This is a genomic window from Variovorax raffinosi (assembly GCF_051216615.1).
GTDB lineage: Bacteria > Pseudomonadota > Gammaproteobacteria > Burkholderiales > Burkholderiaceae_C > Variovorax.
This window is the reverse complement of record NZ_JBPJZR010000001.1, coordinates 85,947-112,585: the sequence shown is the minus strand read 5'-3', so window position 1 is coordinate 112,585 and position 26,639 is coordinate 85,947. Positions and strand designations below refer to the sequence as shown.

Here is a 26,639-nt window from a genome sequence, read left to right as displayed (position 1 = left end):
TCTCCGCCCGGCTGCCATGGGCGTTGTTCTTTTGAGTGCGGGGCAGTCTATCGTTTGGCTGCAAACCAAAGCATGAATCCCTAAACGCCTTGGTGTCTCTGGCTCTAACCCCGGCGCAGTGCCGTCAGCGCGGCTGCTGCTGCGTCGTGCAGTGAATGCCGCCGCCGCCCGCGGCGATGCCGTCGATGTCGAGCTGCACCACCTCGCGCTTCGGGAACAGGTCCCGCATCAGCGCGCGGGCGTTGGCATCGGCGCGCGCGTCGCCGAACTGCGGGCCGATGACGGCGCCGTTGCACACGTAGAAGTTGATGTAGCCCGCCGCGAACTCGTCCGTCTCGAAGGTGCTGCGCACCGTCTCGGGCCCCTTGAGCACTTCCACGCGCAAGCGCTGCCCGCGTGCGTCGGTGGCCAGTTGCAGGATTTCCAGGTGGCGCCGGGTCACTGCGTTGTCGTAGGAGTCCGGGTCGTCGTCCAGGCCCGCAACCACCACCCCCGGCGCGGCAAAGCGCGCATAGAAGTCGGTGTGCCCGTCTGTGATGTCGCGGCCCGCGATGCCGGGCAGCCAGATGATCTTGCGCAGGCCCAACAGGCGCTTGAGTTCCGCTTCGCAAGCCTCCTTGCGCAAGCCGGGGTTGCGGTTGGCGTTGAGCACGCAGCTCTCGGTGATGATGGCCGTGCCCGCGCCGTCGACCTCGATGCCGCCGCCTTCGAGCACGAGCCGCGTGCTCAGGCGCTGCACTTTGGCGGCGTCGGTCACGTACTCGGCCACCTCGGCGTCGCGTGCATGGGATTGCTTGCCGCCCCAGCCGTTGAAGTTGAAGTCGATGCCGGCCCATTCACCGGCGGCATTGCGCACGAACACCGGCCCGGTGTCGCGCATCCAGAGATCGTCCACCGGCTGCACTTCGAGCTGCACGCGGTTGCCGCACAGTCTGGCGGCCAGGTCGTGCTCCTGCTCGCGCACGAGCATGTGCACGGGCTCGAACTCGGCGATGGTGCGGGCGATGGTGGCCAGGTGCTCGCGCGCCGGCTTCAGCAAGCGCCGTCCCCAGACTTTTTCGCTGGGGCCGAAAGACATCCAGGTGGCGCGGTGCGCATCGCCTTCGTCCGGCATGTGCCAGGTCTCGGGTGCTGCTGCAGCGACCGAGGCGGTGGCCAGGCCCAACGGTGCAAGGCTCAGTCCGCTGAGCAGGGTGCGGCGGGTCATTGAAAAGTGCATGTCGATCTCCGGAAGAGGCGCCAGGTCAAACCGGCTCCTGCTGTGTGGTGCAGTGGATGCCCCCACCACCCGAAGCGATGGCGTCGATGTCCAGTTGCACGATCTGGTGGCTGGGCAACTGTGCCGCGAGAGCTGCTCGGGCGGCCTGGTCGGCCGCGGCATCGCCGAACTCGGGCAGGAACAGGGCCTTGTCGGTAATCAGGAAATTCACGTACCCGGCCGCGAAGCCCTTGCGCGAAAAGGCGGGCCGCACCTGGTCCGGCGTTTTCAGCGTGATGACCTGCAAGGCGCGGCCGCGTGCATCGGTGGCGCCGTTCAGCAGTTCGAGATGGCGGCGCGTCACGGCGTAGTCGAAGGATTTTTCGTCCGTCTCCAGCGCGGCCACGATCACGCCGGGCTTGACGAAACGGGCATAGAAGTCGGTGTGGCCGTCGGTGATGTCGCGGCCCGCGATGCCGGGCAGCCAGATGATCTTTTCCAGGCCCAGCATGCGCTTGAGTTCGGTCTCCGCGTCGGCCTTGCTCACGCCCGGGTTGCGGTTCTTGTTGAGCACGCAGCTCTCGGTGATGATGGCCGTTCCCTGTCCATCGACCTCGATGCCGCCGCCCTCCATCACCAGGCTGCTGCGCAACAGGGGCAGGCCGGTGAGTTCGGCCATGCGGGCCGCCACCGTGGCGTCGCGCGCATGGGCCTGCTGGTTGCCCCAGCCGTTGAAGTTGAAGCTCACGGCCGCCCGTTCGCCACGGGGATTGCGCACGAACACGCAGCCGGTGTCGCGCATCCAGAGGTCGTCGATCGGGTGTTCGATCAGTTGCACGTTGGAGCCGCAGAGTTGGCGCGCCGTGGCGACATCCGCGGCGTTCACCAGCATCTTGACCGGTTCGTAGACGCTGATCGCATTGGCGATGCGCGCCAGCGCCTGGTGCACGGGCTGGCGCATTTCCGCCGACCAGATCGATTCGCGCGCCGCGAAAGCCATCCAGATGGCACGGTGGGCGCCGCCTTCGTCGGGCATCTGCCAGCCAGCGCCGGGCGAGGGGGAGGGTGAAGCCGAAGGGGCTGGTGCGGGAGAGGGCGCGGGCATGGGGAACGGGGCTGCACTGCCACCACCGCCGCCGCCGCAGGCGCTCACGAGTCCGTTGAGAAGTCCGAGGCCGCCAAGGCCCAGGAGAGTGCGTCGAGTCGTCATGAAAAATAAGGGTTACTACGAATGGGCTCGATTCTGTAGATCCTTATTCATCTACACAATTGATGTTTCTTGAGCTGTTTGATCTATTGGGCTCATGTCTTGAGCATCGGTCCGGGAAAAAGCAAGCAGGCTGTCGAACACCTCCCGCACCAGCGGCAGGCGCGACGGGCCCTCCGTGCGCGAGATCCAGAGGGTGCCCAGCGGCAGGCCCGGGTAGGCCGACAGATGCTGGAGCCGGCCGGTGCGCAAGGCATCGTCGGCCAGCAGCCGCGACACCAGCGCGATGCCCCGGCCGCGCAGCGCCGCGTCGAGCAAGAGGCGCGGATCGTCGTAGATCGCGGCTTTGCGCAGGCTGCCGAAGTGCTCGCGGATGAAGGGGCCGATGCGGTCGCTCGTGAGGTCTTCTTCGAGGCACAGCAGCCCGATGCCGGAGGTCTCGTTTTGCCCGGGAGGGCCGACGGCCACCAGCTCATCGGTCAGCAGCGGCACTTCGAACACGCCCTCCTGCCTGAGCGGCTCGCGGGTGATCGCGATGTCCACGTCCAGTTCGTCGATGAAGCGGGCGCTTTCGTCGACGGAAATGATCGGGCACAGATCGGGGTGCGCCTGCAGCAACCGGTCCACGCGAGGCTGCAGCCAGCCGCTGGCAACGGGCGCGGGACACACCAGCGTGACGAGGCGATCGTCCATGTAGGTTTCGATGCGGCTGAGCCCGTTGCGAATCTGGTTGAGCGACTTGCTCACGCTGTCCAGCAGCAGGCTCCCCGCCACGGTCAGCTCCACGCCGCGCCCCTTGCGCCGGAACAGCGGCTGGCCGACCTGCTGCTCCAGCTGCGAGATCTGGTGGCTGACGGCGGATTGCGAGACGCAAAGCTCCTCCGCCGCGCGGGAATAGTTGCCCAAGCGTGCGGCCGCCTCGAAGCCGATCAGGAATTTGAAAGAAGGCAGTCTGGCGTTGGACATATGAATCCAGTTGATTGATGGGTCCCAAAAATATCGCTTTTTTATCAAAGGAATTCAAGTCAGAGTGAGCAGCTCTGAAATTTCCATAGAAGGACACCTTGATTTCCAACGATTTCGACGCCCGCCGTGCCGGGCTGCGCATGCCCGCCGAATGGGAGCCGATGGCCGCCACCTGGCTGGGCTGGCCGGTGCTGGAGCACCGCGAAGAACTCTGGGGCGCGCACTACGAAGCGGTCTGCCAGGCCTTCGGCCTGCTGGCGCGCACGATCGCCCGCTACCAGCGCTGCATCGTGGCGGCGCACACCACGCTGGCGGCCAGGGCCCAGGCGATCTGCGGTGCGAACGTGACCGTCGTGCCCATCGCGGCCGAAGACAACTGGCTGCGCGACTGCGGCCCGATCTTCCTCGTCGACGAGAACCGCATCGCGCAGACGGCGGTGGGTTTCCGCTTCAACGCATGGGGTGAGAAGTACCACCCCCATGACGGCTGCCGGCGCGCTGCACAGGACATCGCAACGCTGGCGCAGGTGCCGCTGGTCAAGTCGGACATGGTGCTCGAAGGCGGCGCCTTCTACGTGGACGGGCAAGGCACGCTGCTGACCACCGAAAGCTGCCTGCTGCACGGCAACCGCAACCCCCGCATGCGCAAGCCGGACATCGAGGCCGAACTGCGGCGCATGCTGGGCGTGCAGAAGATCGTCTGGCTGCCGGGCAATCCGGCCGAGGTCGAGACCGATGGGCATGTGGATGGCATCGCGTCCTTCACCGCGCCGGCCAGGATTCTCTTCAATGCGGCCGACCCCGATCAGGGCGAGTACCACCGGGCCATGCAGGAGAACCGCCGCGCGCTGGAGCTGGCCACCGATGCGCATGGCCGGCCCTTCGAGATCCTCGATCTTCCGGTGCCGCGCGACGCCCACAACTACGGCAGCGCGCGTTTTTGCGACATCTACTCGAACTACATCCTCGTCAACGGCGCGGTGATTTCCACCGCGTTCGGGGTGCCGCAGGACGCGCAGGCGCGCCAGGTTTTTGCCCGTGCCTTCCCGGATCGCCGGATCGAACTGCTGCCCATCGATGCCATCTCGCTGGGCGGCGGCGCGACGCATTGCTCGACGCAGCAGCAGCCGATGCTGGGCAATCGCCTGGCTGTTTGCGGAATGTGAACAGGCCCTACAATCGCGGCTCCCTTGGGGAGTAGCCGGCTTCCGGATTCCGGATTCCGGAAGCGCTCACGTCAACATACTCGGTTTGCACCTTGCAAACCGTGGCGTGAGCAACCGACAGGTTGGCGAGACCAGCGGCGCATGGACACGGCATTGGCCGGCGGGTTCGTGCGCTGCGGCGTCTTGACCCGGCCTTTCTTGCTACTTCCCACCATGAACATTGCCTCCACGATCCTTCTTGCATTCGCCATGTCGACGGATGCTTTCGCCGCTGCCGTCGGCAAAGGCGCAGCACTTCGCAAACCCTCCTGGCGCGAGGCCTTGCGCACCGGCCTCATCTTCGGCGTCATCGAGGCGCTGACACCCGTCATCGGCTGGGCCGCCGGCCTGGCCGCTGCCAGCTACGTCGCCCAGTGGGACCACTGGATCGCGGTCACGCTGCTCAGCGTGCTGGGGCTGCGCATGATCTGGGCGGGCTTCGGCGCGCCCGATGCGGTGGAAGACAAGCCCGACCGCAATTCCTTCTGGACGCTCGCGATCACCGGCTTCGCCACCAGCATCGACGCGATGGCGGTGGGTGTCGGGCTGGCCTTCATCAACGTCAACATCGCCTGGACCGCGCTGGCCATCGGCCTTGCCACCATGGCGATGGTGACCATCGGCGTGATGGTCGGGCGCGTGCTGGGCGCGGTGGTCGGCAAGCGCGCGGAAATCCTGGGCGGCGTGGTGCTGATCGGCATCGGCTTCCTGATCCTGTACGAGCACCTGAACGGCCTGGCCTGAGGCGCTGAAAAAAATGGGCGCCCAGCGCCCATTTTTGAACCCCTAAGTACTAGCATCCGGGGCACAAGACAGACAAGGACCCCATGGAGACGTACCCAACCCTTCGCCAGGCCACAGGCGTTGCCCGCATTCTCAGCAAGCGCTCGTCCTGCACCATCGTGGTCTATCGCCAGGCGGATGAGCGGTTCGTGGCGGCACACTCCACCGACCGCGTCGATGGAGCCATCGAAAGCGTGTACCGCGACGGTTACCTCGTGCCGACGCTCCTGAGCAAGACGACACGCTGACGCGTCAGCGGCCGCGGGGCGCGTCCGCCGCGTCCGCCGCGGCCTGCATCGCGATCCACTCCCACACCGCACGAATCGCCGGCTCGTTCTCGCGCCCGCTCGCGGTCGCCAGAAAGTAGCTGCCGGTGTCGAGCGCAGGCCCGAACGGCTGCACCAGTGCGCCGTTGCGCACCTCTTCCGCCGCCAGCGTGAGGCTCAACAGCGCCACGCCATGGCCGCCGAGAGCGGCGAGCATCGCGTGCGTTTCGTCTGAAAACGAAAGGCCCGAAGCCTTCAGCGCCCGTCCCCTTGGCGGTGCGATGCCGGCCTCGCGAAACCAGCGCGGCCACACCGCCGGCGCCAGTGCCTGCGGCTGCCAGTCGCAGTGAATCAGCTGGTGCTTCGGCAGATCGCCCACGCGCGCCAGGCCCAGCATCGGACTGCACAGCGGCGCATAGCGCTCGGGCATCAGCTCGCGCGACGCGAGGCCGGGCCAGTTGCCGCTGCCCGAGCGCACCGCGATGTCGGCGTCGCCCCTTGCAAGGTCGACCAGCGTGTCGCTCGCGTGCAGCCGCAGTTCGATGCCGGGGCAGGCCTCGCGAAAAGCCACCATGCGCGGCAGCACCCACCGCGCGGCAAACGCCGTGTTGGTGGTGAGCGTGACGGCCTGCGACGCGGCGGGGCGACGCAGCTTGTCGACACCGGCCTCGAGCACGTCGAAGCCCATGCGCAGGTCGTCGAACAGCCGCTGGCCCGCAGGCGTGAGCGCCAGTTGCCGCGTCAGGCGCCGAAACAGCGGCTGACCCAGCGTGTCTTCGAGCGCCCGCACCTGGTGGCTGATGGCAGAGGGCGTGACCGAGAGTTCGAGCGCCGCGCGTTGAAAGCTGCGATGCGCGGCCGCAGCCTCGAAGGCGCGCAGCGACAGCAGCGCAGGCAGGCGTCGGGGCGGCCGGACAGATGAGCCAATCTCGTTCATGAGAGGAGAAATGATCGTTTGTGGATGGCCTTGGTCATACCTAGATTCAGGGCCTGTGCAGTCATTCTGACCGCGCGGGACAAAACAGATCAACTCATCCATCAAGACCATGACACTGAACCTTCTTCACATCGACGCCAGCGCCCGTGGGGGCCGTTCCGACATCGACCTTTACGGCTCGCACACGCGCCGCCTTTCCGCGCGCTTTGTCGAGCGCTGGCGCAAGGCGCGGCCGGACGACCGCATCGACTACCTCGACGTCGGCCAGCAGCCGCCCGCGCACGTCACCGGCCGCTGGATCCATGCAGCCTTCACGCCGCCGGCCGGGCGCGAGCCGTGGATGGCCGATGTGCTCGCCGAGAGCGACCGGCTGGTCGACCAGCTCATCGCCGCCGATGTCGTGGTGATCGGCCTGCCGATGTACAACTTCGGCGCGCCTGCGCAGTTCAAGGCCTGGATCGACAACATCGTGCGCGTGGGCCGCACCTTCGGCTTTGATCGTTCGCGCGGCGCCGTGCCTTTCTGGCCGCTGCTGGCGGACGCGGGCAAACGCGTGGTGCTGCTGGGTGCGCGGGGCGACCACGGCTATGACGCGGGCGGGCGCATCGCGCACCTGAATCACACCGAGAACAGCGTGCGCTCGGTCCTGGGCTACATCGGCATTACCGAGGTGTTCGAAGCGGCGGTGGAGTCGGATGAATTCGGCGGCGAGCAGCTCGCGCAGTCGTTGCTGAAGGCGGAGGCCGCGGTCGATCGCCTTGCCGATGAACTCGGCGGCGCGACAGCAACGCCATAAGCACCTTGTTCTTCGGGATTGACCATTACATCTTCACACCTGGAAATCGGAGAAGATGAAGCACTGGTCGCCTGAAGAACATCGATGAATTTACCGGGTCTCTCGAAATTCCGCATTGGGTTGCATACCCGCCTGAGCCTCGGTGTTGCAGCGGTCGTGCTGACCGCAACCTTCGCCATTGCCACGGTGGCGCTGCATTTGGTCAAGAGCCGCATGCGTGCATCGATTGCCGACGAGCAGGTTGCACGCGTGTCCGCCATTGCGGATGCCATCGACCAGAAATTCAGCAGCCGCCGCATCCTGCTGCAGACCTTCGGCGACAGCGTGGAAACCCAGGGCTTCGACAACGCCGTCCCGCTGCAGGCCTTTCTGGAAAAGCATCCGGCGCTCAAGCAGGCCTTCGACAACGTGGCCTTCATCGACATCGACGGCAACCTCGTGGCCAACCAGAACGGCGCGCAGCAGATCGGCAGCGTCAACCTCAAGGACCGCGCCTACTTCCAGGAAACGGTGGCATCGAAGGCAGGCGTCATCTCGCAGCCGTACCGCAACCGCCTGAACGGCCTGGCGCAGGTGGCCATCACGGAGCCGGTGCTCGACAGCGCGGGGCAGGTGAAGTTCGTGATTTCCGGCGCCATCAACCTGAAAGACCGCAGCATCCTGGGCAAGCTGGCCGATGTCAGGTTCGGCAAGACCGGCTACCTGTTCATCACGACCACGGACGGCATCGTGGTCGACCATCCGCGCACCTCGCGCATTCTCAATCACATCCAGGCAGAGGGCGCGGGTGCACCTGAAATCATCCACGCCATGGCCGGTTTCGAGGGCGCGAGCGAAGGCGTCGACGAGAGCGGCGTGCCCGGCCTGTATGCCTTCGACCGCACCGAGCAGACCAACTGGATCGTCGGTGCCATGTACCCGCGCGCCGAGGCCTTCGCCCGGCTAGACGCCATCGAACGCGGCGCCTGGCTCGGGGCGTTTTTGCTCGCGCTGTCGGCGGGCGCGCTGGCGCTGGGTGTGGTGCGGCGGCAGTTGAGGCCGCTGGCTGACCTGCACCGGCACATGCAGTTTGCGCAGGACGCGCCCACGGAGATCGCGGCGCCGCGCAGCTACGCGCGGGACGAGATCGGCGATCTCTCGCGAACCTTCGATGAACTGATGGCGCAACGGCGTGCCAGCGAAGTCAGCCTGGCGCACAGCGAGGCGCAGGTGCGCACCATCGCGGACAACATCCCGGCGATGGTCTCGCACGTGGACGCGTCGCTGCGCTACACCTTCGTCAATGCGTACATCCGGGCGCTGCACAAGAACGCGCCGCTGGTCGGGCGGCTGATGCCCGAGGTTCGCGGCGAGAAGGACTTCGCTGTGGTCGAGCCGCATTTCCTGCGCGCGCTGGCCGGCGAGACCGTCATCATCGAGAAGACCGGCGACCCGGCGCTCGGCATCGGCGACCGCACCTTCAAGGCCCACTACATCCCCGACCATGATGCGGACGGCGTGGTGCAGGGCGTCTTCTCGATGACTTTCGACATCACGGAAGACGTGAATATCCGCAAGGCCCTGACCGAGCAGGAGAAGCGGGTGCGCGACGTGACCGACAGCATCCCCGCGCTGGTCGGTTACTTCGATCGCAACCAGAACTGCCTGTACGGCAACAGCCGGGCGCGGCAGATGGCGGGCGTGGGCCATGGCTCGCTGCAGGGCCTGACATTGCGCACCGCCTTGGGCGATGCGATGTATGCGCAGATCGAACCCCACCTGCCCCTGATGTTCTCCGGCCAGAAGGTGCGCTTTCCCGTGCATGCGCCGATGCATGGCAGGGAGGGCTACTTCCAGGTCAACCTGATCCCCGACAAGAATTTGCAGGGCGAGGTGCTGGGCTTCTATCTCATGACCTTCAACATCACCGCGTTGAAGGAAGCCGAGCTGCGACTGGCCGAGAGCGAGCTGCGCCTGCGCACCATCACCAACAGCATGCCGGCGCTGATCACCTACATCGACCGCGAGGAGAAGATCACCTTCGCCAACGCCACCAGCCGCGAATGGCTCGGGCTCGACCCGTCGCAGGTGCTGGGGCGCCATGTGCAGGATGTGGCCGGGCGCGATGTGTACCTCTCGCGCAAGCCCATGATCGCGCGGGCGCTGGCGGGTGAAAGGGTCGAGTTCGAGGCACGCACCCAGCGCACGGGGTTCGATCGCGTCACGCAGGTCATCTATGTGCCCGACACGCGGCCCGACGGATTGACGCACGGCATCTTCTCGCTCGCGCTGGACATCACCGCGCTGAAGGTGGTGGAGCACAAGCTGATCGAGCTGGCGCGGCTGGACACGCTCACCGGCCTGCCGAACCGGCTGGCCTTCAACGAATACCTGCCCGATGCGGTGCTGCGCGGGCGGCTCACGGGCAACTCGCTGGCGCTGATGTTCCTGGACATCGACCACTTCAAGGGCATCAACGACACGATGGGCCATGCGGTGGGCGATGCCGTGCTGGTCGAATATGCGCGGCGGCTGCTGGGCAGCGTGCGCGGCACCGACATGGTGGCCCGGCTCGCGGGCGACGAGTTCGTGCTGGTGCTGGAAAACCTGAGCGCACCGGAGGCGGTGGCCTCGGTCGCTGAAAAGATCGTGGATCGGATCAACGCGCCGCCGTTCATGGTCGACGGGCAGCAGATCGACGTCACGACCAGCGTCGGCATTGCGTTTCACCGGGCGGCCGATTCATCCGTCACCGCCGCCGAACTGTTGGCAAGGGCCGATGCGGCGCTCTACAACGCCAAGGCGGCGGGGCGCAACCGCTTCGAGTTCTTCATTCCGGCCGGGGCTTCTCCGGCAGGTAAGACGGCGGCGCCGGCCGATCCGTTCACCGAGAAGAACTGACTTTCTCTACGGAATCAACGCGAGGACATGGTTCTCGTGACGTCCCTCGCCAAGAACGAAATGGGTGCGGCCCTTCTCGACAAAGCCGTGCTTTTCGTAGAAGTCACACGCCCTCCGGTTCTTGACGTTGACCAACAGCCACAGCGCACCGGTGCCTGTGCGTTGCCGGATCGACGCACGCGCCTCCCGCAGCAGGGCCGAACCCACGCCGGCGCCAGTGAATGGTTCCTGGACATACAGCGTGCAAAGCTCCGCGCCTGCTGAAGGCGCGAGCGGCTGGGCGGCACCGAAGCGGACCAGCGCATAGCCGACGAGGTAGCTGTCGATTTCCGCGACGAGCAGGCACGCGTTGGCGTCTTCAGTCAGCGCGGCGAAATTCGACGGTGTGAATTCCTGGAGCACGTAGCGCGCGAGCAGGTCGTTCACGCCTTCCGTGGCGTAGGTGCTCAGCCAGACCTGGATCGCGAGCGCGGCGAGCGTGTGTGCATCTGATGCGACGGCAGGGCGGACGGTGGGCGTGCTTCGTTTTTCGATCGGTATTGCCGGCATGGTGTGCATGGTCGAGATGGGAAAGCGATGTGCGGGCGAGGCGGGCGAGCCCGTGGATTCTGCCTTCGCGGATCCGCAGGCCCGTCGAAAAAAAAGCATCAACGCCGCTTGACCCTCTCGCAACGTCACACCCTACGATGCCTTCAACTTGGAGAGAGAAGGCATGCTTTTGAAGATTGGCGAACTCGCCCGGCGCACCGGATTGACGGTGCGCGCGCTGCGGCACTACGGTGACATCGGCCTGCTGGTTCCGTCCGGCCGCTCGGTCGGCGGCTACCGCCTGTACGACCGCAAGGACGTCGCGCGGCTGTACCGCATCCAGGCGCTGCGGCGGCTCGACCTGTCGCTGGCCGAGATTCAGGGCCTGCTCGACAACGCGGCGAACGGGCTCTCGGAGGTCGTCGCGCAGCAGGTGACGCAGCTCGACCGCCAGATCAGGCAGGCATCCGCGCTGCGCACGCACCTGCTCGCGCTGCAGGCGCAATTGAAGGCCAGCGAGGAGCCGGCCGTCGACGACTGGCTGGTCGCGCTCGAAAGCATGGTGGCGGGCTCGAAGTACTTCAGCGACGACGAACTCGACCAGATGAAGACGCAGCGCGACGGTTTCACCGACGCGGTCGCACCCGAGCGGGCTGCGCTGACCGCCACGCTCCACGGGCTGATGGCGTCTGGTTCCTCACCGGAGAGCCAGCCGGCGCAAGCCCTGGCGCAGCGATGGATCGCGTTGCTGCTCGAAGAAGCCGGCGGCGACGAAGGCCTGCTCATCAAGCTCTACACGATGCATTGGAACGAGCGGGCGCTGCATTCGATGACCGGCATCGACCAGGCCGGCATGACGTACATCTCGCACGCGATGGCCTATGGGCGCCTGCAGTTGTACGCCGCTTACTGCAGCGCCGATGAGATGGCGACGCTGCGCAATCACTACGTCGCGCAGACCGACGCATGGCCGCCGCTCATTGCCGAGGTGCGCCGCCAGTTGCTGCAAGGCGTGGCGCCCGGCGACGCGGACATGCAGGTGCTGGCGCGCCAGTGGCAGGCGTTGTCGCTGGCCAAGGCGGGCGGAGACATCGCGCTGCAGTCGAAGCTGCAGATCGCGTTCAACAACGAACCCGCCTTGCGCACCGGCTCGGGCATCGATGCCGCACTGGCCGCCTATGTCCAGCAGGCCATCGACTCGCTCGAAGCACCCGAATCCATTCAGTAGACAGAAAGCCAAGGAAACACTTGAACCCCACGACCCAGGCCAACGCCCACTTCTTCACCGGCAATTACGCACCGCTGACCGAAGAGCACGACATCGCGGCACTCGAAACGACCGGCACCTTCCCGCCGGAACTCTCGGGCACGCTCTACCGCGTGGGCCCGAGCCCGCAGTACGCACCGCGCGACGACAACTACCACTGGTTTTCCGGCGACGGCATGGTGCACGCGTTCCATGTCGCCGACGGCAAGGTGTCGTACAGCAATCGCTGGGCACGCACGCCCAAATGGCAACTGGAGCACGAAGCAGGGCGCGCGCTGTTCGGCACCTTCGGCAACCCGGCCACGAGCGATCCGCTCGCGCTGGGCCGCAACGGCGGCACGGCCAACACCAGCATGCTGTGGCACGGCGGCAGGCTGTTCGCGCTGGAAGAATCGCACCAGCCCTTCGAGCTTGATGCGCGCACGCTGGCGTCGAAAGGGCACCAGAGTTTTGGCGACCGCCTCATGACGCGCTGCACCGCGCATCCGAAGGTCGACTCGGAAAGCGGTGAGCTGCACTTCTTTGCCTACTCGCCCGATGGTCCCGGCACGCTGGGCATGCTCTACGGCGTGATGGACGCCGAATGCGAAGTCACGCAGCTGCAGTCCTTCACCGCGCCTTACGCCAGCATGGCGCACGACTTCATGCTCACGCGTGGGCACGTTCTGTTTCCGGTCATGCCCCTGACAACCAGCGTGGAGCGCGCGATGCGCGGCAAACCGCTGCTGGCCTGGGATGGCGACAAGCGCACACATGTGGGCGTGATGCGGCGCGGCAGCAGCGTGGACACGATGCGCTGGTTCGACACCGACGCATGCCACGTCTTCCACGTGATGAACGCATGGGACGACGGCGATGCCATCGTGGCCCACGTGATGCAGTCCGACACCGCCCCGGGCCTGCCTGATGCGCAGGGCAGGCCGGGCGATCCGCAAGCCATGGCCGCGCGCCTGTGCCGCTGGACCTTCGACATGGCCGGCGACGGCACGGCGTTCAGGCGCGAATACCTCGACGACCTGGTGGCGGAGTTCCCGCGCATCGACGAACGTTTCACCGGGCGCTGCAACCGCTACGGCTTCTACAACTGCCATTCGGTCGCGCGTGCGAGGGACGACGCCGAAAGCGTTCTGTTCGACAGCCTGGCGTGTTTTGATTTCGTCACCGGCAAGCGTCGCATCCACACGCTGCCACCGGGCGATGTGTTCTCGGAGCCGGTGTTCGTGCCGCGCAACGCCAATGCGCAAGAAGGCGACGGCTGGTTGCTGGCCGTCGCCTGGAGAGAAAGGGAGAACCGCAGCGACCTGCTGGTGTTCGATGCGCAAGCGCTGGATGCGGCGCCCGTTGCGGTGGCCCGCCTGCCACACCGTGTGCCCTTCGGCTTTCACGGGAACTGGCGGGCCAACGCGTAGGTTTCGCGGCGCTTCGGTCAGGCCTGCGCCGAAGCGCAATCACCCAGCGAGCCGCGCGTCTCGCGCTTGTCGAGCGAACGACTCCACAGCGCGATGGCCAGGCCCACGAGCGTCAGCAATGCCGCCACCCAACCCAGCGCATGCAGCCCCGGGCCATGGTCGATCACCACGCCGCCGACCCAGGCGCCGAGCGCATTGCCCAGGTTGAAGGCCGCGATGTTGAGGCTCGATGCGAGGTTCTGGCCCGCGCCGGAGGCCTTTTCCAGCACCCGCAACTGCATCGGCGCCACGGTGGCGAACGAGGCCACGCCGAGCAGCCCGACGAAGACCACGGCAGTGAACGGCGTGCCGATGGTGAACTGCATCGCACCCAGCACCACGGCCAGCGCCACCAGCGTGCCGAGCACGGCGGGCATCACCGAACGGTCGGCCAGCTTGCCGCCGAGGATGTTGCCGATGGCCAGGCCGCCACCGAACACCAGCAGGATCGGCGACACGGCCGATTCCGACAGCCCGGTGATCTGCGTCAGCAGGGGCTGGATGTAGGTGAACACCACGAACACGCCGGCAAAGCCAAGCACCGTCATTGCCAGGCCAAGCAGCACCTGCGGCCGGGCCAGCACGGCGATTTCTTCACGCAGCGGCGCGGGCTTGGTCTCGCCCTTGACGCGGGGCACGAACACGGCGAGCACGGCAAAGGCCAGCACGCCGATCAGCGTCACGGCCCAGAAAGCCGAGCGCCAGCCGAACTGCAGGCCCAGCCACGCACCGGCCGGCACGCCGAGCAGCGTGGCGGCGGTCAGGCCGGTGAACATGATTGCGATGGCCGAGGCGCGGCGTTCCGGCGCCACGAGGCCGGTGGCCACCACCGAGCCGACGCCGAAGAAGGTGCCGTGCGCCAGCGAAGTGATCACGCGCGCGGCCATCAGCATTTCGTAGTTGGGCGCCAGCGCACAGGCGAGGTTGCCGAGCGTGAAGATCGCCATCAGCGCGAGCAGCACGGTCTTGCGCGGCAGCTTGCGGGTGGCGATGGTGAGCACCGGGGCGCCGACCGCGACGCCGAGCGCATAGCCCGAGATCAGCAGGCCGGCGGCCGTGATGGTGACGTGAAGATCCGTCGAAACCTGCATCAGCAGGCCCATGATGACGAACTCGGTGGTGCCTATTCCGAAGGCACCGGCGGTGAGGGCAAGAAGAGCGATGGGCATGATGACATGTACTGTGCGGACATTTGCCTTCAATGACTAGAATGCCGCCCCGACAAGCACTTGTGAGTTCAACTCACAAGAAAGGACGAAAACCATGCCCCGCCTCGACGTCAACCGCTCCGGCGAGATGGAAGCCTTCGTGCAAGTGGTCGAGTCGGGCGGCTTCTCGGCCGCGGCCCGACTGCTGGGCATGACGCCCTCGGCCATCAGCAAGCTGGTCGCGCGGCTCGAACTGCGGCTGGGCATCCAGCTCGTGCACCGTTCCACGCGCAAGCTGCAGCTCACGCCCGAAGGGCTTCATTTCTACGAGCGCAGCACCCGCGTGCTGGCCGACATGGACGAGGCCGAGCGCTGCGCGGCCGCCGGTGCGGCGCCGCGCGGGCGCGTGAGCATCAACGCCAGCGTGTCCTTCGGGCAGCACAAGCTGGTGCCGCTGGTGCCGCGCCTGCTGGAGATGCATCCGCAGATCACGCTCGACATCGCGCTCACGGACCGTATCGTCGACCTGATGGACGAGCGCGCCGACATCGCGATCCGCTGGGGCCAGTTGCCGTCGTCCGACCTGGTGGCGCGGCGGCTTGGTGAAACGAGCCAGGCCATCGTGGCCGCGCCGGCCTATCTGGCGAAGTACGGCACGCCGCGCACGCCGCAGGAACTGGAGGCGCACAACCGCCTGGGCTGGACCTTCCGGCGCAACACGCCCGACTGGCCGTTGCGCGTCGACGGCCGGATGATCACGCTGCCGGTGGTCGGCCCGGTGCGCGCGGGCGATGGCGAAACGTTGCGGCATCTGGCCATTGCGGGTGCCGGCGTGGCGCGGCTGTCGCTGTACCACGTGCAGCACGACATCGACGCGGGGCGGCTCGTGCCTTTGCTCGACGAGTTCAACCCCGGCGAGATCGAACCGATCCACGCGGTGTACATCGGCAAGGCGGGCACGCTGCCCGCGCGGGTGCGCGCGGTGCTCGACTTCCTGGTGGCCTGTTCGGGCGTGGGCGACGGGCGCTACACGCTCAAGCGCACGGCGCCGATGCCGGGAAACTCCGCCGTCACCTGATCGCCACGACGGCAGGGCAGCACGCCGACCCAGGAGCCGGTCGTGACGACGGTGCCGGCGGACACGGTCTGGCCGTGGCGCGTGAGGTGTCGCAGCCAGATCGGCAGCAGCCAGGCCGGGTCCGACAGTGGATGGGTGCCGACGCGCACCACGGTTTCTGCATCGCCGACTTTGGTTTCGCAGCGTTGCGAGGCCCAGTCGACGGCGGCGTAAGGCTGCCATTCACCGAGCACCAATGCGCCGTGCACTTGCGAATCGGCCAGCCGCAGCAGAGCGGGCGTGGCGGGCAGGTCTTGCCAGCGCGAATCGACGATCTCCACCGAGACGGCCATGGCATCGATGAGCGATGCGGCGTCGGGGTGGTCGAGCGTTGCGGCTTGCGCGGGTGTGACGTCGCGTCCCAGCCGCAGCGCAATCTCGGCCTCGATGCCGGGCGTGTGGAACACGAGGTCGCTGAAGTTCGCGGGGCTTTGCCGCACACCGGCGGGTGGCAGCGGCGCATGCGTGAGCGTCGCGCTGCGCGAGCCGCCGCCGGATTTCCAGGCGCGGGGCAGGGCGCTTGTGCCGAACCAGTCGAGTGCGGTGGCTACGGCGTCCTGTACTTCGTAGGCCTGGGTGTCGCTGTCGAGCGTGTCGGTCCAGGGCGTGGCGTCGAGGGTGCGATTGCCGCGGCGTGCAGCGACCAGGGCGTCTGTGAGGGCGGTTTGGGATGGGGTCATCTTTGGGATCGTACGTTTTCGGGGGGCGGGTTCGGGGTCGGATTCGGGTTCATTCTTGGCTTGTGCGAATGACACCAGGAGCTCCCCTCCGCGAATGTCCCCCGCTTCGCTCCTCCTTTATTTCGCTGCGGGGAGCACCTGGTGTCATTCGCACAGGGACGCGCTGCTGGTGAGTCGCTGATCAACAACCGCTCTGTCCAGCGCTCGCGCCGATACGGGGCTCTTTTTCGCGAAATAAAGGAGGAGCGAAGCGGGGGACATTCGCGAAAAAGAGCACCGTGTCGGCGGGAGTGCCGCCCTGAACAGCAGCAGCGCCAAAACAACCCCGAGTCAGGTCTCGACGTGAACCTTCCCATCCTTCACAACCTTCGCCCATTTCGCGATCTCGGTGTTGATGAACTGCTTGAACTTGTCCTGCGAACCACCGCCGTCTTCAGCGCCGTAGGTATCGAGCCGCTCCTGCACATCAGGCATCGCCAACACCGTGTTCACATCGCGATTGACCTTCTGAGCAATCGCTGGTGGCAACTTGCCCGGTCCGGCCAATCCGTACCAAGTGGTGGCCTCGAAACCCTGGAAGCCCTGTTCCTGCATCGTCGGCACATTCGGATGGCCCTTCGCGCGTTTGGTGCGCGTCTGCGCCACGGCCAGCACGCGCCCGTTCTTCACATGCGGCGTGGCGGCCGTCATGGTCTCGAAGCTGTACTGGATCTGCCCGCCCATCAGGTCGGACAGCAAGGGGCCGCTGCCCTTGTACGGCACATGCAATGCGTCGATGCCGCCCTGCAGCTTGAACATCTCCAGCGCCAGATGCTGTGCGGAACCGGCACCTGCCGAGCCAAAGCTCACGGTGCCGGGCGCGGCCTTGCATGCGGCCACGATGTCCTTCACTGTCAGCGCCTTCTGCGAAGGCCCCGCGATCAGCAGGTTGGGCGTGACACCCACCAGCACGATCGGCACGAAGTCGCGCTCCACGTTGTAGCGCAGCTTCGGCTGCAGGCTGGGCGCGAGTGCATGGCTGTTGATGTGGGCCATCAGCAAGGTGTTGCCGTCGCTGGGCTGCTGCGCCACGTACTCCGCCGCGAGCACGCCGGCCACGCCGCCCTTGTTCTCGACGATGACCTGCTGGCCCCACATGATCGTGAGCTTCTGCGCGACCACGCGCGCCAGCGCATCGGTGCCGCCGCCCGGTGGAAAGCCCACCACGATGCGCACCGGCCCGGAAGGCCACTCCTGCGCAAAAAGGCTTGGCACGCCCAGGCTGGCGGCTGCCGCGCCCGCGGCTTGAATAAGGGAACGTCTTTGCATCATCTTCGTCTCCGTGGTGTTGGGGTCCGATGCGTGCCGGGCCAAAAAAGACCCGGCAGGTTGTTGGCCGCCGCGTCGTTCGAGCGAGGCGATGCGGCCGGTGTGTTTTGCCGTGTGCTCAGGCAGCCTTCTGCAGACCGGCAGGCGCCGCCGCGTGGTTCGCGAAATAGTCCATCGCCGCATGCACGCCGCTGCCGGCCAGCTTGATGCCGCTGAGCTTCATGCCCATCTCGACGCCCGCGACCATCGCCACCAGCGTCAGGTCGTTGCTGTCGCCCAGATGGCCCATGCGGAACATGCGGCCCTTGAGCTTGCCGAGGCCCGTGCCCAGCGACAGGTCGAAGCGCTGGTGGATCAGGCGGCGCAGCGCATCGGCATCGACGCCCACGGGAGTGATCACGCCGGTGAGAACGGGTGAGTACACGGTCGGGTCGGCGCACTGGATCGGCAGGCCCCATGCATTGACGGCGGCGCGCACGCCGGCGCCCCAGCGCTGGTGCCGTGCGAACACGTTGTCCAGCCCTTCGCCGAGGATCATGTCGAGCGATTCCGACAGGCCATACAGCAGGTTGGTGTTGGGCGTGTAGGGCCAGTAGCCGTCCTTGTTCATCTCGACGATCTCGTCCCAGGCCCAGAAGGCGCGCGGCAGCTTCGCGGTCTTGGAGACTTCGAGGGCGCGCGGCGACAGCGCGTTGAAGCTGATGCCCGGCGGCAGCATCAGGCCCTTCTGCGAGCCGCTGATGGTCACGTCCACGCCCCATTCGTCGTGCCGGAAATCGGCGCTCGCCAGGCCCGAGATGCTGTCGACCATCAGCAGGGCGGGGTGGCCCGCCGCGTCGATGGCCTTGCGCACCGAGGCGATGTCGGAAGTGACGCCGGTGGAGGTCTCGTTGTGCACCACGCACACGGCCTTGATCTTCTTCTCGGTGTCCTTGCGCAGGCGCGCTTCGATGAGTTCGGCCTGCACGCCGTGGCGCCAGCTCGGCGCATTGGGCAGATGTTCGTCGGTGCCGTCTGCCGCCAGGAATTCGGTCGAGAGGCCCAAACGCGTGGCCATCTTCTGCCACAGCGAGGCGAAGTGGCCGGTCTCGTACATCAGCACGTGGTCGCCGGGGCTCAGCGTGTTGGCGAGCGCGGCCTCCCATGCGCCCGTGCCCGAGGCCGGGTAGATCGCGACGGGATGCCTGGTCTTGAAGATCTCCTTGATGCCGCCGAGCACCTTCAGACCGAGCGTGCCGAACTCGGGCCCGCGATGGTCGATGGTCGGCAGGCTCATGGCTCGCAGGATGCGATCGGGCACCGGGCTGGGGCCGGGGATCTGTAGGAAATGGCGGCCGGTGGGATGGATGTCGAGTTGAAGCATGGACTTTCCTTTCGCGTTCAGTTTTGCATTCAAAATGCATTTTTGTTTGGTGGTTTACCCTTAATACAAAGGCTTGTCGCCCCAATTTTTTGCATTCAAAATGCATTCAAGGGACACAAGCCATGACAGCAGACATCATCGAAATCTCGCGCCTCGCACTGCATGACCAGGTGGCCGCGCGCCTGCGCACCATGCTGGTCGAAGGGCACATCGCGCCCGGCGCCAAGCTCAACGAACGCGAGCTGTGCCTGCAGATGCACGTCTCGCGCACGCCGCTGCGCGAGGCCATCAAGCTGCTGGCGGCCGAAGGTCTGGTCGACCTGTTGCCCAATCGCGGCGCGGTGGCGGTGAAGCTCACCGAGGCCGATGTGCTCAACACCTTCGAGGTGCTGGCCATGCTCGAAGGCATGTCGGGCGAGCTGGCAGCCAAGCGCATCACCGACGAAGAACTGGCCGAGGTGCGCGCACTGCACTACGAAATGATGGCCTGCTTCTCGCGGCGCGACCTGTCGGGCTACTACCGCATCAACGCGCGCATTCACACGGCCATCAACGAGGCCGCAGGTAACCCGGTGCTGTCGAGCACCTACCGCTCGATCAATGCGCGCGTGCAGTCGCTGCGCTTTCGCACCAACCAGAACGACGCGAAGTGGAAGCACGCGGTCGAAGAACACGAACAGATGATCGACGCGCTGGCCGCGCGCGATGCCGCCGGCATGCGCAAGGTGCTCGTGGCCCACGTGCTGCGCAAGCGCGACACGGTGCTGGAGCTGATGCGCGCCGGCGAAATCTATCCCCAGGCCCACAACAAAGCGAGCTGACCCCCACACCATGCGCATCGATCCCGCCAGCCACATGCAGCCAGCCGGAACCGTTCTTCCGCCCAACGACACCTGTGAACTGCTCGCGCGCCGGCTGCGTTCGGACACGCAGGGCGAAGTGCTGTTCGACGACGCCTCGCGCGGGCGCTACGCCACCGATGCGTCGATCTACCAGATCACGCCGGTGGGCGCCTTCGTGCCGACGAACGAGCGCGACATTGCCACCGCCATTGACATCGCACGCGACCTGAAGGTGCCGGTGCTGGCACGCGGCGGCGGCACCAGCCAGTGCGGCCAGACCACGGGCGCGGCGCTGGTCATCGACAACAGCAAGCACTTCCGGCGCGTGCTCGATGTGAACGTGGAGGAGGGCACCGCCACGGTCGAGCCCGGCCTTGTGCTCGACCACCTGAACGCACAGCTCAAGCCGCACGGGCTCTGGTATCCGGTCGACGTGTCGACCAGCGCGCAGGCCACGCTGGGCGGCATGGCGGGCAACAACTCCTGTGGCTCGCGCTCCATCGCCTACGGCAACATGGTGCACAACGTGCTGGGCGTAAACGCCTGGCTGTCGAGCGGCGAGCTGGTCGAGTTCGGCCCGCAGCCGCTGCTGGGCGTGCGTGCGGCCGGCATCGCGCAGTTCGTGCGCGGGCTGGCGCGGCAGCACCGCGAGCAGATCGCCGAGCACTGGCCCAAGGTGATGCGCCGCGTGGCGGGCTACAACCTCGACATCTTCGACAACCAGAGCGAGCGGCCATACACCGCCGATGGCAGCGTCAACCTGGCGCACCTGCTGATCGGCTCCGAAGGCACGCTGGCCTACACGAAGAGCCTGAAGCTCAAGCTCGCGCCGCTGCCGCGCGCCAAGGTGCTGGGCATCGTGAATTTCCCGACCTTCCATGCGGCCATGGACGCGGCGCAGCACATCGTCAAGCTCAGCCCTACGGCAGTGGAGCTGGTCGATCGCACGATGATCGAGCTGAGCCTGGCGAACCCCGCGTTCAAGCCCACGGTCGAGACGGCGCTGATCGGCAAGCCGGCGGCCATCCTGCTGGTGGAGTTCTCGGGCGCGGACAAGGCCGCATTGCTGCCGCAGTTGAAGCAGCTCGTCGAGCTGATGGGCGACCTCGGCCTGCCCGGCAGCGTGGTCGAGATGCCCGACGACGCGCGCCAGAAGAACCTGTGGGAAGTGCGCAAGGCCGGCCTCAACATCATGATGAGCCTCAAGGGCGACGGCAAGCCCGTGAGCTTCATCGAAGACTGCGCGGTGCCGCTGCAGAGCCTGGCCGAATACACCGACGCGCTGACCGAGGTGTTCGCGAAGTACGGCAGCCGCGGCACCTGGTACGCACACGCCTCGGTCGGCACGCTGCATGTGCGGCCCATTCTCGACATGCGCGTGGACGGTGCTGCAAAGATGCGCGCCATTGCCGAAGAGGCCAGCGCGCTGGTGCGCAAATACAAGGGTGCCTTCAGCGGTGAGCATGGCGACGGCCTGTGCCGTGGCGAATGGATCGAATGGCAGTTCGGCCCGGCCATCAACGAGGCCTTTCGCGCCATCAAGCAGAAGCTCGACCCGGCCAACCTGTTCAACCCCGGCAAGATCATCGACCCGCCGCGCATGGACGACGGCGCGCTGTTCCGCTTTGCCCCGCCCACCGCGCCGAAGCCCTATCGCCGCATAGAACTGAAGCCCGTGCTCGACTGGTCGGCCTGGAACGTCAATGCCGACCCCGTGACCGAAGAGACCACCGCGCCCGGCACCGGCGGCGACAGCACCGGCGGCCTGGCCAAGGCCGTGGAGATGTGCAACAACAACGGCCACTGCCGCAAGTTCGATGCCGGCACCATGTGCCCCAGCTACCGCGTGACGCGCGACGAGCAGCACCTGACGCGCGGCCGCGCCAACACATTGCGCCTTGCGCTGTCAGGCCAGCTCGGCCCCGACGCCTTCACCAGCGAGGCCATGCACGAGACCATGGACCTGTGCGTCGGCTGCAAGGGCTGCAAGCGCGACTGCCCGACCGGCGTCGACATGGCGAAGATGAAGGTCGAGTTTCTCGATCACTACAAGAAGCGCCGCGGCCACACGCTGAAAGACAAGCTGGTCGCCTACATGCCCGACTACGCGCACAAGGCCAGCCGCATGCCGTGGCTGCTGAACCTGCGCAACAACGTCCCCGGCGCCGCATGGCTGGGCGAAAAACTGCTGGGCTTTTCGGCGAAGCGTTCACTGCCCGAGTGGCGCAGCGACACCTTCTGGCGCGCCAAGGGCAACGAGCCGGGGCTGTTCACCGACCAGGCCTCGGTGCTGTCGGTCGCCGCGCGCGGTGGCAAGGCGGCCGTGTTGTTCGTCGACACCTTCAACGGCACCTTCGAGAGCGAGAACGCCTTTGCGGCCGCGCGCGTGCTCGAAGCCGCGGGCTACGTGCTGCACACGGTGGAAAAGCGCGGCGGCCACCATTGCTGCGGCCGCACCTTCCTGGCCAGCGGCATGGTTGCAGAGGCCAAGCTGCGCGCCGAGGCGCTGATCGATGCGCTGCTGCCGCTGGCGCAGGCCGGCATTCCCATCGTCGGGCTGGAGCCCTCGTGCCTGCTCACGCTGCGCGACGAAACACTGGCGATGGGTTTCGGAGACAAGGCCCACACCGTGGCCGGGCAGTCGCTGCTGTTCGAGGAATTCATCGCACGCGAGATCAAGGCCGGCCGCTTCGAGCTGGCGCTGAAACCATCCACCGGCCCGATCCTGCTGCACGGCCATTGCCACCAGAAGGCCTTCGGCGCGGTCAGCCCGGTGATGGAGGTGCTGAAGCTGATTCCCGGCGCGCAGCCCGAGCTGATCGAAAGCTCATGCTGCGGCATGGCCGGCAGCTTCGGCTACGAGGCGAGCCACTTCGATGTGTCGATGCAGATGGCCGAAGCCAGCCTGCTGCCCGCCATCCGCGCGAAGCCCGATGCGGTTGTGGTGGCAGACGGCACGAGCTGCCGCCACCAGATCGAAGACGGCGCACAGCGCGAGGCCGTGCACGTGGCGGTGCTGCTGGCGCGGCATCTGCTGAACAGCGACGGGACGGCCGGCGCGGCTTGAGCGGAGTCCCCGCCAGCACGATCGGGCAGGGTGCCGCAAAATAGGCGGCCCCCATCGCCCCGATGTCGACCTCGCTCACTTCCACAGCCCCTCCAGCACAGCCCGCGCTTCGACTCGCATTCGCGCTCTCGATGGGCGCGGCCGTGTCGCTCGGCATCACGCGCTTCGCTTATGGGCTGCTGCTGCCGCCGATGCGCGCCGACCTGGGCTGGAGCTATGCACTGGCCGGCGGCATGAACACGGCGAATGCGGTGGGCTACCTGATCGGTGCGCTCATCACGCCGATGCTGATGCGCCGCTTCGGCGTGACTCGCTTGCTGGTCGTCGGCGCGGTGCTGGCGAGTGTCTTCATGGCCGGCAGCGGCTTCGTGACTGCCGCACCGGCCCTGCTGCTGCAGCGCCTCCTGGCCGGCATCGCCAGCGCCTGGGTCTTCGTGGCGGGCGGCTTGCTGGCCGCGCGGCTCGGCGAGGCCGGGTCTTCGCGGGGCGGCCTGTTGCTCGGCATCTACTACGGCGGCACCGGCTTCGGCATCACGTTGTCCGCGCTGCTCGTGCCGCAGGTGCTGCGTGCGGCGGCCGAAGTGCCGCACGGCTGGGCCTGGGCGTGGTGGGCATTGGCGATCGCGAGCGCAGCCGCCACCGGCCTGCTGGCCTGGGCGGCCCGCGCGATGCCGGACACGCCGGCGCAGCACGCCGCACAGTTGGCCGCACCAACCACCAACAGCGCACCACCGGTCGCACTGCACCGTTTCGGCTGGGCGCTGGCCGGCTATGCGCTCTTCGGCATGGGCTACATCGGCTACATGACCTTCGTGATCGCGTTGCTGCGCGAGCAGGGCGCCAGCGCCGGCTTCGTCACGCTGTTCTATGCCTTGCTGGGTGTCGCCTGCGTGGCGTCCTCGCGCCTGTGGGCCGGACTGCTCGACCGCTACCACGGCGGCCAGCCGCAGGCCCTGCTGAACGGCCTGCTCGGCGTCGCCACGCTGCTGCCGGTGTTGAGCCCTTCGGCGCCAATGGCGCTGGTGTCGGGCGTGCTGTTCGGCGGAGTGTTCCTGTCGGTGGTGGCATCGACCACCGCGCTGGTGCGCCACAACCTGCCGCCCGCGCGCTGGGTGCAGGGCATCAGCATCTTCACCATCGTGTTTGCGGCCGGACAGATCGTCGGGCCGACCGTCACGGGCTGGATTTCCGACGGCCCCGGTGGTCTGGCACGGGGCCTCGTGGCCTCGTCGATCATGTTGTGGGCGGCGGCCGTGCTGGCGTCGCGCCAGCATTCGTTGCGGGAGGCGTGATGAGCGGCTTTGCCTTGTTCGAGACGTCCATCGGCATGTGCGCCCTGGCGTGGGGTCCGCAGGGACTGGTCGGCGTTCAACTGCCCGCCGACGACGGCGAGCCGGCCACGCGGGCGCGCATGAAGCGGCGCTTTCCGGATTTGCGCGAAGGGCCACCCGACGAGACGGCACAGCGCGCCATCGTGGCGATTCAGGGCCTGCTGGAGGGCGAGCGCGACAACCTGGGCCACATCGAACTGGACATGCGCGGCGTGTCGGAGTTTCACCAGCGCATCTACGCGATAGCGCGGCGCATTCCACCCGGGCAGACGCGCACCTATGGCGAGATTGCCGAAGAGCTGGGTGACAAAGGCCTGTCGCGCGCTGTGGGGCAGGCCATGGGCCACAACCCGTTTGCGCCGGTGGTGCCTTGCCATCGCGTGCTGGCGGCGGGCAACAAGCCCGGTGGTTTTTCCGCCGGTGGCGGTGCGCTGACCAAGCTGAAGATGCTCGCCATTGAAGACGCGCGGCCTAACGGGATGGCGTCGTTGTTCTAGAGCGAAACCGGGTCTTGCCTCGTCTCGTGCGCCGCTGTTGTTCAGGGCGACGCTCACGCCGACACGGTGCTCTTTTTCGCGAATGTCCCCCGCTTCGCTCCTCCTTTATTTCGCGAAAAAGAGCCCCGTATCGGCGCGAGCGCTGGACAGGGCGGTGGTTGATCAGCGGTACACCAGCAGCGTGTCCAAGTGCGAATGACACCAGGTGCTCCCCGCAGCGAAATAAAGGAGGAGCGAAGCGGGGGACATTCGCGGAGGGGAGCTCCTGGTGTCATTCGCACGCGCCCCGAATGAACCCGACCCCACCCCCCAACGCACGATAAGAAAGCCCCGTCAGCGATCCAGCCCAGCAAGGCACACGTACTTCACTTCGAGAAAGTCATCGAGCCCGTACTTCGACCCTTCGCGCCCCAGTCCCGATTGCTTGACACCACCGAACGGTGCCTCAGCGGTTGAAACCAGCCCCGTGTTCACTCCCACGATGCCAGACTCCAGCGCCTCGGCCACGCGCATGATCCGTCCGATGTCGCGGCTGTAGAAGTACGCGGCCAACCCGAACTCGGTGTCGTTCGCCGCCGCGATGGCCTCGGCCTCGGTGTCGAACGCAAAGATCGGCGCCAACGGCCCGAAGGTTTCTTCACGCGCAAACAGCATGTCGGCCGTCGCACCGCCGATCACCGTCGGCTCATAGAACAGGCCACCCAGCGCATGCCGCTTGCCACCGGCCAACACCTTGCCGCCCTTGGCCACGGCATCGGCCACATGCTCCTCGATCTTCTCGACCGCCTTGCCGTCGATCAACGGACCTTGCGTGACACCGGCCTCGGTGCCGTCGCCGACCTTCAGCGCATTGACCTTCGCCACCAGCTTCTGCGTGAAGGCTTCGAGCACGCCGCGCTGCACATAGATGCGGTTCGCGCAAACACAGGTCTGGCCCGTGTTGCGGTACTTGGAGACCATCGCGCCCTCGACTGCTGCGTCCACGTCGGCGTCGTCGAACACGATGAAGGGCGCGTTGCCGCCCAGCTCCAGCGACAGCTTCTTGATGGTGTCGGCTGACTGCTTCATCAGCGTGCGGCCGACCTCGGTCGAGCCGGTGAAGGTCAGCTTGCGCACGATGGGGCTGCGCGTCATCTCGCCGCCGATCTTGCTGGCCGAGCCGGTGAGCACCGACAGCAAGCCCTTCGGCACGCCGGCGCGGTCGGCCAGCTCGGCAAAGGCCAATGCCGAAAACGGCGTCTGCGTGGCCGGCTTGACCACCATCGCGCACCCGGCCGCGAGCGCGGGGCCGGCCTTGCGCGTGAGCATCGCAGTGGGAAAGTTCCACGGCGTGATCGCGGCCGTCACGCCCACGGGCTGCTTGAGCGCGAGGATGCGGCGGTCGGCCTGCGGCGCGGGAATGGTGTCGCCATACACGCGGCGCGCTTCTTCGGCGAACCACTCGATGAACGAGGCGGCATACGCGATCTCGCCACGGCTCTCGGCCATCGGCTTGCCCTGCTCGGTGGTCATGATGAGCGCGAGGTCGTCGACATTCGCAAGCATCAGGTCGTTGAGCCTGCGCAGGATGGCCGAGCGCTCCTTGGCGGGCACCTTGGCCCAGGCTTTCTGCGCCTTCTCGGCGGCGGCGATGGCGCGCACGGTTTCTTCGGTGCCGCACATCGGCACGGTGCCGATCTGCCGGCCGTTGGCGGGGTTGGTGACGGCCACGGTGGTGCCGTCGTCGGCGTTCACCCAGGCGCCGGCAATGAAGGCCTGCTGGCGCAGCAGGGTCGGGTCTTTGAGTTGGATGGGCATGAGGTGTC

General features: G+C 66.8%; 22 protein-coding genes and 1 riboswitch. Of the genes, 12 read left to right on the top strand and 10 right to left on the bottom strand.

Annotated features, from left to right (window positions below; translation table 11 throughout):
- Positions 1-124: 124 nt before the first annotated feature.
- Genes ACSFB7_RS00520 through ACSFB7_RS00510 form a run of 3 tightly spaced genes read right to left on the bottom strand, consistent with a single transcriptional unit; the run spans position 125 to position 3,371 of the window.
- Positions 125-1,207, bottom strand: a complete 1,083-nt coding sequence (locus tag ACSFB7_RS00520; protein WP_435466045.1) for an agmatine deiminase family protein — start codon at positions 1,205-1,207, stop codon at positions 125-127.
- Between the two features lie 37 nt (positions 1,208-1,244).
- The gene (locus ACSFB7_RS00515; protein WP_435466043.1) at positions 1,245-2,408 is read right to left on the bottom strand and encodes an agmatine deiminase family protein; all 1,164 of its coding nucleotides are present in this window, start codon (positions 2,406-2,408) and stop codon (positions 1,245-1,247) included.
- 51 nt (positions 2,409-2,459) lie between these two features.
- The gene (locus ACSFB7_RS00510; RefSeq protein ID WP_435466041.1) at positions 2,460-3,371 is read right to left on the bottom strand and encodes a LysR family transcriptional regulator; all 912 of its coding nucleotides are present in this window, start codon (positions 3,369-3,371) and stop codon (positions 2,460-2,462) included.
- 98 nt (positions 3,372-3,469) lie between these two features.
- Between ACSFB7_RS00510 and ACSFB7_RS00505 the strand changes: the two genes are divergently transcribed.
- From ACSFB7_RS00505 to ACSFB7_RS00495, 3 genes are all read left to right on the top strand, one after another.
- Positions 3,470-4,537 carry an agmatine deiminase family protein gene (locus ACSFB7_RS00505; RefSeq protein ID WP_435466039.1) on the top strand — a complete coding sequence of 356 codons (1,068 nt, stop codon included), beginning with the start codon at positions 3,470-3,472 and terminating at the stop codon, positions 4,535-4,537.
- 19 nt (positions 4,538-4,556) lie between these two features.
- Positions 4,557-4,735, top strand: a riboswitch (yybP-ykoY riboswitch).
- A gap of 15 nt (positions 4,736-4,750) precedes the next feature.
- Complete coding sequence (gene mntP, locus ACSFB7_RS00500; protein ID WP_435466037.1) at positions 4,751-5,320, top strand: manganese efflux pump MntP; 570 nt, start codon at positions 4,751-4,753, stop codon at positions 5,318-5,320.
- Between the two features lie 83 nt (positions 5,321-5,403).
- Positions 5,404-5,607: a hypothetical protein gene (locus tag ACSFB7_RS00495; RefSeq protein WP_435466035.1), complete on the top strand. Its 204-nt coding sequence runs from the start codon at positions 5,404-5,406 to the stop codon at positions 5,605-5,607.
- 4 nt (positions 5,608-5,611) lie between these two features.
- Here the strand turns inward: ACSFB7_RS00495 and ACSFB7_RS00490 are convergent, their stop codons facing one another.
- The gene (locus tag ACSFB7_RS00490) at positions 5,612-6,562 is read right to left on the bottom strand and encodes a LysR substrate-binding domain-containing protein (protein WP_435466033.1); all 951 of its coding nucleotides are present in this window, start codon (positions 6,560-6,562) and stop codon (positions 5,612-5,614) included.
- Positions 6,563-6,671: 109 nt separating this feature from the next.
- Between ACSFB7_RS00490 and ACSFB7_RS00485 the strand changes: the two genes are divergently transcribed.
- Entirely contained in the window at positions 6,672-7,358 is a 687-nt protein-coding gene (locus ACSFB7_RS00485; RefSeq protein ID WP_435466031.1) for an FMN-dependent NADH-azoreductase, read from the top strand.
- Between the two features lie 156 nt (positions 7,359-7,514).
- A complete protein-coding gene (locus ACSFB7_RS00480; protein WP_435466029.1) occupies positions 7,515-10,238 on the top strand; it encodes a sensor domain-containing diguanylate cyclase in 2,724 nt (907 codons plus the stop codon).
- Between the two features lie 6 nt (positions 10,239-10,244).
- On the opposite strand, the gene ACSFB7_RS00475 is transcribed toward ACSFB7_RS00480, so the two are convergent.
- Positions 10,245-10,796 (bottom strand): GNAT family N-acetyltransferase, encoded by a 552-nt coding sequence (locus ACSFB7_RS00475; RefSeq protein WP_435466027.1) that lies wholly within the window; start codon positions 10,794-10,796, stop codon positions 10,245-10,247.
- 154 nt (positions 10,797-10,950) lie between these two features.
- On the opposite strand from ACSFB7_RS00475, the gene ACSFB7_RS00470 reads away from it, so the two are divergent.
- On the top strand, positions 10,951-11,994 hold the full coding sequence (locus ACSFB7_RS00470) for a MerR family transcriptional regulator (RefSeq protein WP_435466025.1): 1,044 nt from the start codon (positions 10,951-10,953) through the stop codon (positions 11,992-11,994).
- 20 nt (positions 11,995-12,014) lie between these two features.
- Complete coding sequence (locus ACSFB7_RS00465; RefSeq protein WP_435466023.1) at positions 12,015-13,442, top strand: carotenoid oxygenase family protein; 1,428 nt, start codon at positions 12,015-12,017, stop codon at positions 13,440-13,442.
- Positions 13,443-13,459: 17 nt separating this feature from the next.
- On the opposite strand, the gene ACSFB7_RS00460 is transcribed toward ACSFB7_RS00465, so the two are convergent.
- A complete protein-coding gene (locus ACSFB7_RS00460) occupies positions 13,460-14,650 on the bottom strand; it encodes an MFS transporter (RefSeq protein ID WP_435466021.1) in 1,191 nt (396 codons plus the stop codon).
- Positions 14,651-14,744: 94 nt separating this feature from the next.
- Between ACSFB7_RS00460 and ACSFB7_RS00455 the strand changes: the two genes are divergently transcribed.
- Positions 14,745-15,707, top strand: coding sequence for a LysR family transcriptional regulator (locus tag ACSFB7_RS00455; protein ID WP_435466019.1), 963 nt, complete (start codon positions 14,745-14,747; stop codon positions 15,705-15,707).
- Here ACSFB7_RS00455 and ACSFB7_RS00450 read toward each other — a convergent pair.
- The 3 genes from ACSFB7_RS00450 to ACSFB7_RS00440 form a co-directional block, all read right to left on the bottom strand.
- On the bottom strand, positions 15,656-16,426 hold the full coding sequence (locus tag ACSFB7_RS00450; RefSeq protein ID WP_435466017.1) for a fumarylacetoacetate hydrolase family protein: 771 nt from the start codon (positions 16,424-16,426) through the stop codon (positions 15,656-15,658). The two genes, ACSFB7_RS00455 and ACSFB7_RS00450, sit on opposite strands and share 52 nt — an antisense overlap.
- 330 nt (positions 16,427-16,756) lie before the next feature.
- On the bottom strand, positions 16,757-17,734 hold the full coding sequence (locus ACSFB7_RS00445) for a Bug family tripartite tricarboxylate transporter substrate binding protein (RefSeq protein ID WP_435466015.1): 978 nt from the start codon (positions 17,732-17,734) through the stop codon (positions 16,757-16,759).
- A gap of 118 nt (positions 17,735-17,852) precedes the next feature.
- Positions 17,853-19,097, bottom strand: coding sequence for a pyridoxal-phosphate-dependent aminotransferase family protein (locus ACSFB7_RS00440; protein WP_435466013.1), 1,245 nt, complete (start codon positions 19,095-19,097; stop codon positions 17,853-17,855).
- A 122-nt stretch (positions 19,098-19,219) separates the two neighbouring features.
- On the opposite strand from ACSFB7_RS00440, the gene ACSFB7_RS00435 reads away from it, so the two are divergent.
- The 4 genes from ACSFB7_RS00435 to ACSFB7_RS00420 all read left to right on the top strand — a co-directional run bounded on the left by ACSFB7_RS00435 (position 19,220) and on the right by ACSFB7_RS00420 (position 24,834).
- On the top strand, positions 19,220-19,918 hold the full coding sequence (locus tag ACSFB7_RS00435; protein WP_435466011.1) for a GntR family transcriptional regulator: 699 nt from the start codon (positions 19,220-19,222) through the stop codon (positions 19,916-19,918).
- A 10-nt stretch (positions 19,919-19,928) separates the two neighbouring features.
- Positions 19,929-23,006 carry an FAD-binding and (Fe-S)-binding domain-containing protein gene (locus ACSFB7_RS00430; RefSeq protein WP_435466009.1) on the top strand — a complete coding sequence of 1,026 codons (3,078 nt, stop codon included), beginning with the start codon at positions 19,929-19,931 and terminating at the stop codon, positions 23,004-23,006.
- A 62-nt stretch (positions 23,007-23,068) separates the two neighbouring features.
- Positions 23,069-24,298, top strand: a complete 1,230-nt coding sequence (locus ACSFB7_RS00425; RefSeq protein WP_435466007.1) for a YbfB/YjiJ family MFS transporter — start codon at positions 23,069-23,071, stop codon at positions 24,296-24,298.
- On the top strand, positions 24,298-24,834 hold the full coding sequence (locus ACSFB7_RS00420; RefSeq protein WP_435466005.1) for a methylated-DNA--[protein]-cysteine S-methyltransferase: 537 nt from the start codon (positions 24,298-24,300) through the stop codon (positions 24,832-24,834). Before ACSFB7_RS00425 ends, ACSFB7_RS00420 begins: the two co-directional genes overlap by 1 nt.
- Before the next feature lie 333 nt (positions 24,835-25,167).
- Here the strand turns inward: ACSFB7_RS00420 and ACSFB7_RS00415 are convergent, their stop codons facing one another.
- Positions 25,168-26,631: an NAD-dependent succinate-semialdehyde dehydrogenase gene (locus tag ACSFB7_RS00415; protein WP_435466004.1), complete on the bottom strand. Its 1,464-nt coding sequence runs from the start codon at positions 26,629-26,631 to the stop codon at positions 25,168-25,170.
- Positions 26,632-26,639 lie beyond the last annotated feature (8 nt).

Bases quoted from the DNA above. Each gene is read 5' to 3' on its own strand.
- ACSFB7_RS00520 (WP_435466045.1), bottom strand. From the start codon at position 1,207: ATGACCCGCCGCACCCTGCTCAGCGGACTGAGCCTTGCACCGTTGGGC.
- ACSFB7_RS00515 (WP_435466043.1), bottom strand. From the start codon at position 2,408: ATGACGACTCGACGCACTCTCCTGGGCCTTGGCGGCCTCGGACTTCTC.
- ACSFB7_RS00510 (WP_435466041.1), bottom strand. From the start codon at position 3,371: ATGTCCAACGCCAGACTGCCTTCTTTCAAATTCCTGATCGGCTTCGAG.
- mntP (WP_435466037.1), top strand. From the start codon at position 4,751: ATGAACATTGCCTCCACGATCCTTCTTGCATTCGCCATGTCGACGGAT.
- ACSFB7_RS00495 (WP_435466035.1), top strand. From the start codon at position 5,404: ATGGAGACGTACCCAACCCTTCGCCAGGCCACAGGCGTTGCCCGCATT.
- ACSFB7_RS00490 (WP_435466033.1), bottom strand. From the start codon at position 6,562: ATGAACGAGATTGGCTCATCTGTCCGGCCGCCCCGACGCCTGCCTGCG.
- ACSFB7_RS00485 (WP_435466031.1), top strand. From the start codon at position 6,672: ATGACACTGAACCTTCTTCACATCGACGCCAGCGCCCGTGGGGGCCGT.
- ACSFB7_RS00475 (WP_435466027.1), bottom strand. From the start codon at position 10,796: ATGCACACCATGCCGGCAATACCGATCGAAAAACGAAGCACGCCCACC.
- ACSFB7_RS00470 (WP_435466025.1), top strand. From the start codon at position 10,951: ATGCTTTTGAAGATTGGCGAACTCGCCCGGCGCACCGGATTGACGGTG.
- ACSFB7_RS00460 (WP_435466021.1), bottom strand. From the start codon at position 14,650: ATGCCCATCGCTCTTCTTGCCCTCACCGCCGGTGCCTTCGGAATAGGC.
- ACSFB7_RS00455 (WP_435466019.1), top strand. From the start codon at position 14,745: ATGCCCCGCCTCGACGTCAACCGCTCCGGCGAGATGGAAGCCTTCGTG.
- ACSFB7_RS00450 (WP_435466017.1), bottom strand. From the start codon at position 16,426: ATGACCCCATCCCAAACCGCCCTCACAGACGCCCTGGTCGCTGCACGC.
- ACSFB7_RS00445 (WP_435466015.1), bottom strand. From the start codon at position 17,734: ATGCAAAGACGTTCCCTTATTCAAGCCGCGGGCGCGGCAGCCGCCAGC.
- ACSFB7_RS00440 (WP_435466013.1), bottom strand. From the start codon at position 19,097: ATGCTTCAACTCGACATCCATCCCACCGGCCGCCATTTCCTACAGATC.
- ACSFB7_RS00435 (WP_435466011.1), top strand. From the start codon at position 19,220: ATGACAGCAGACATCATCGAAATCTCGCGCCTCGCACTGCATGACCAG.
- ACSFB7_RS00430 (WP_435466009.1), top strand. From the start codon at position 19,929: ATGCGCATCGATCCCGCCAGCCACATGCAGCCAGCCGGAACCGTTCTT.
- ACSFB7_RS00425 (WP_435466007.1), top strand. From the start codon at position 23,069: ATGTCGACCTCGCTCACTTCCACAGCCCCTCCAGCACAGCCCGCGCTT.
- ACSFB7_RS00420 (WP_435466005.1), top strand. From the start codon at position 24,298: ATGAGCGGCTTTGCCTTGTTCGAGACGTCCATCGGCATGTGCGCCCTG.
- ACSFB7_RS00415 (WP_435466004.1), bottom strand. From the start codon at position 26,631: ATGCCCATCCAACTCAAAGACCCGACCCTGCTGCGCCAGCAGGCCTTC.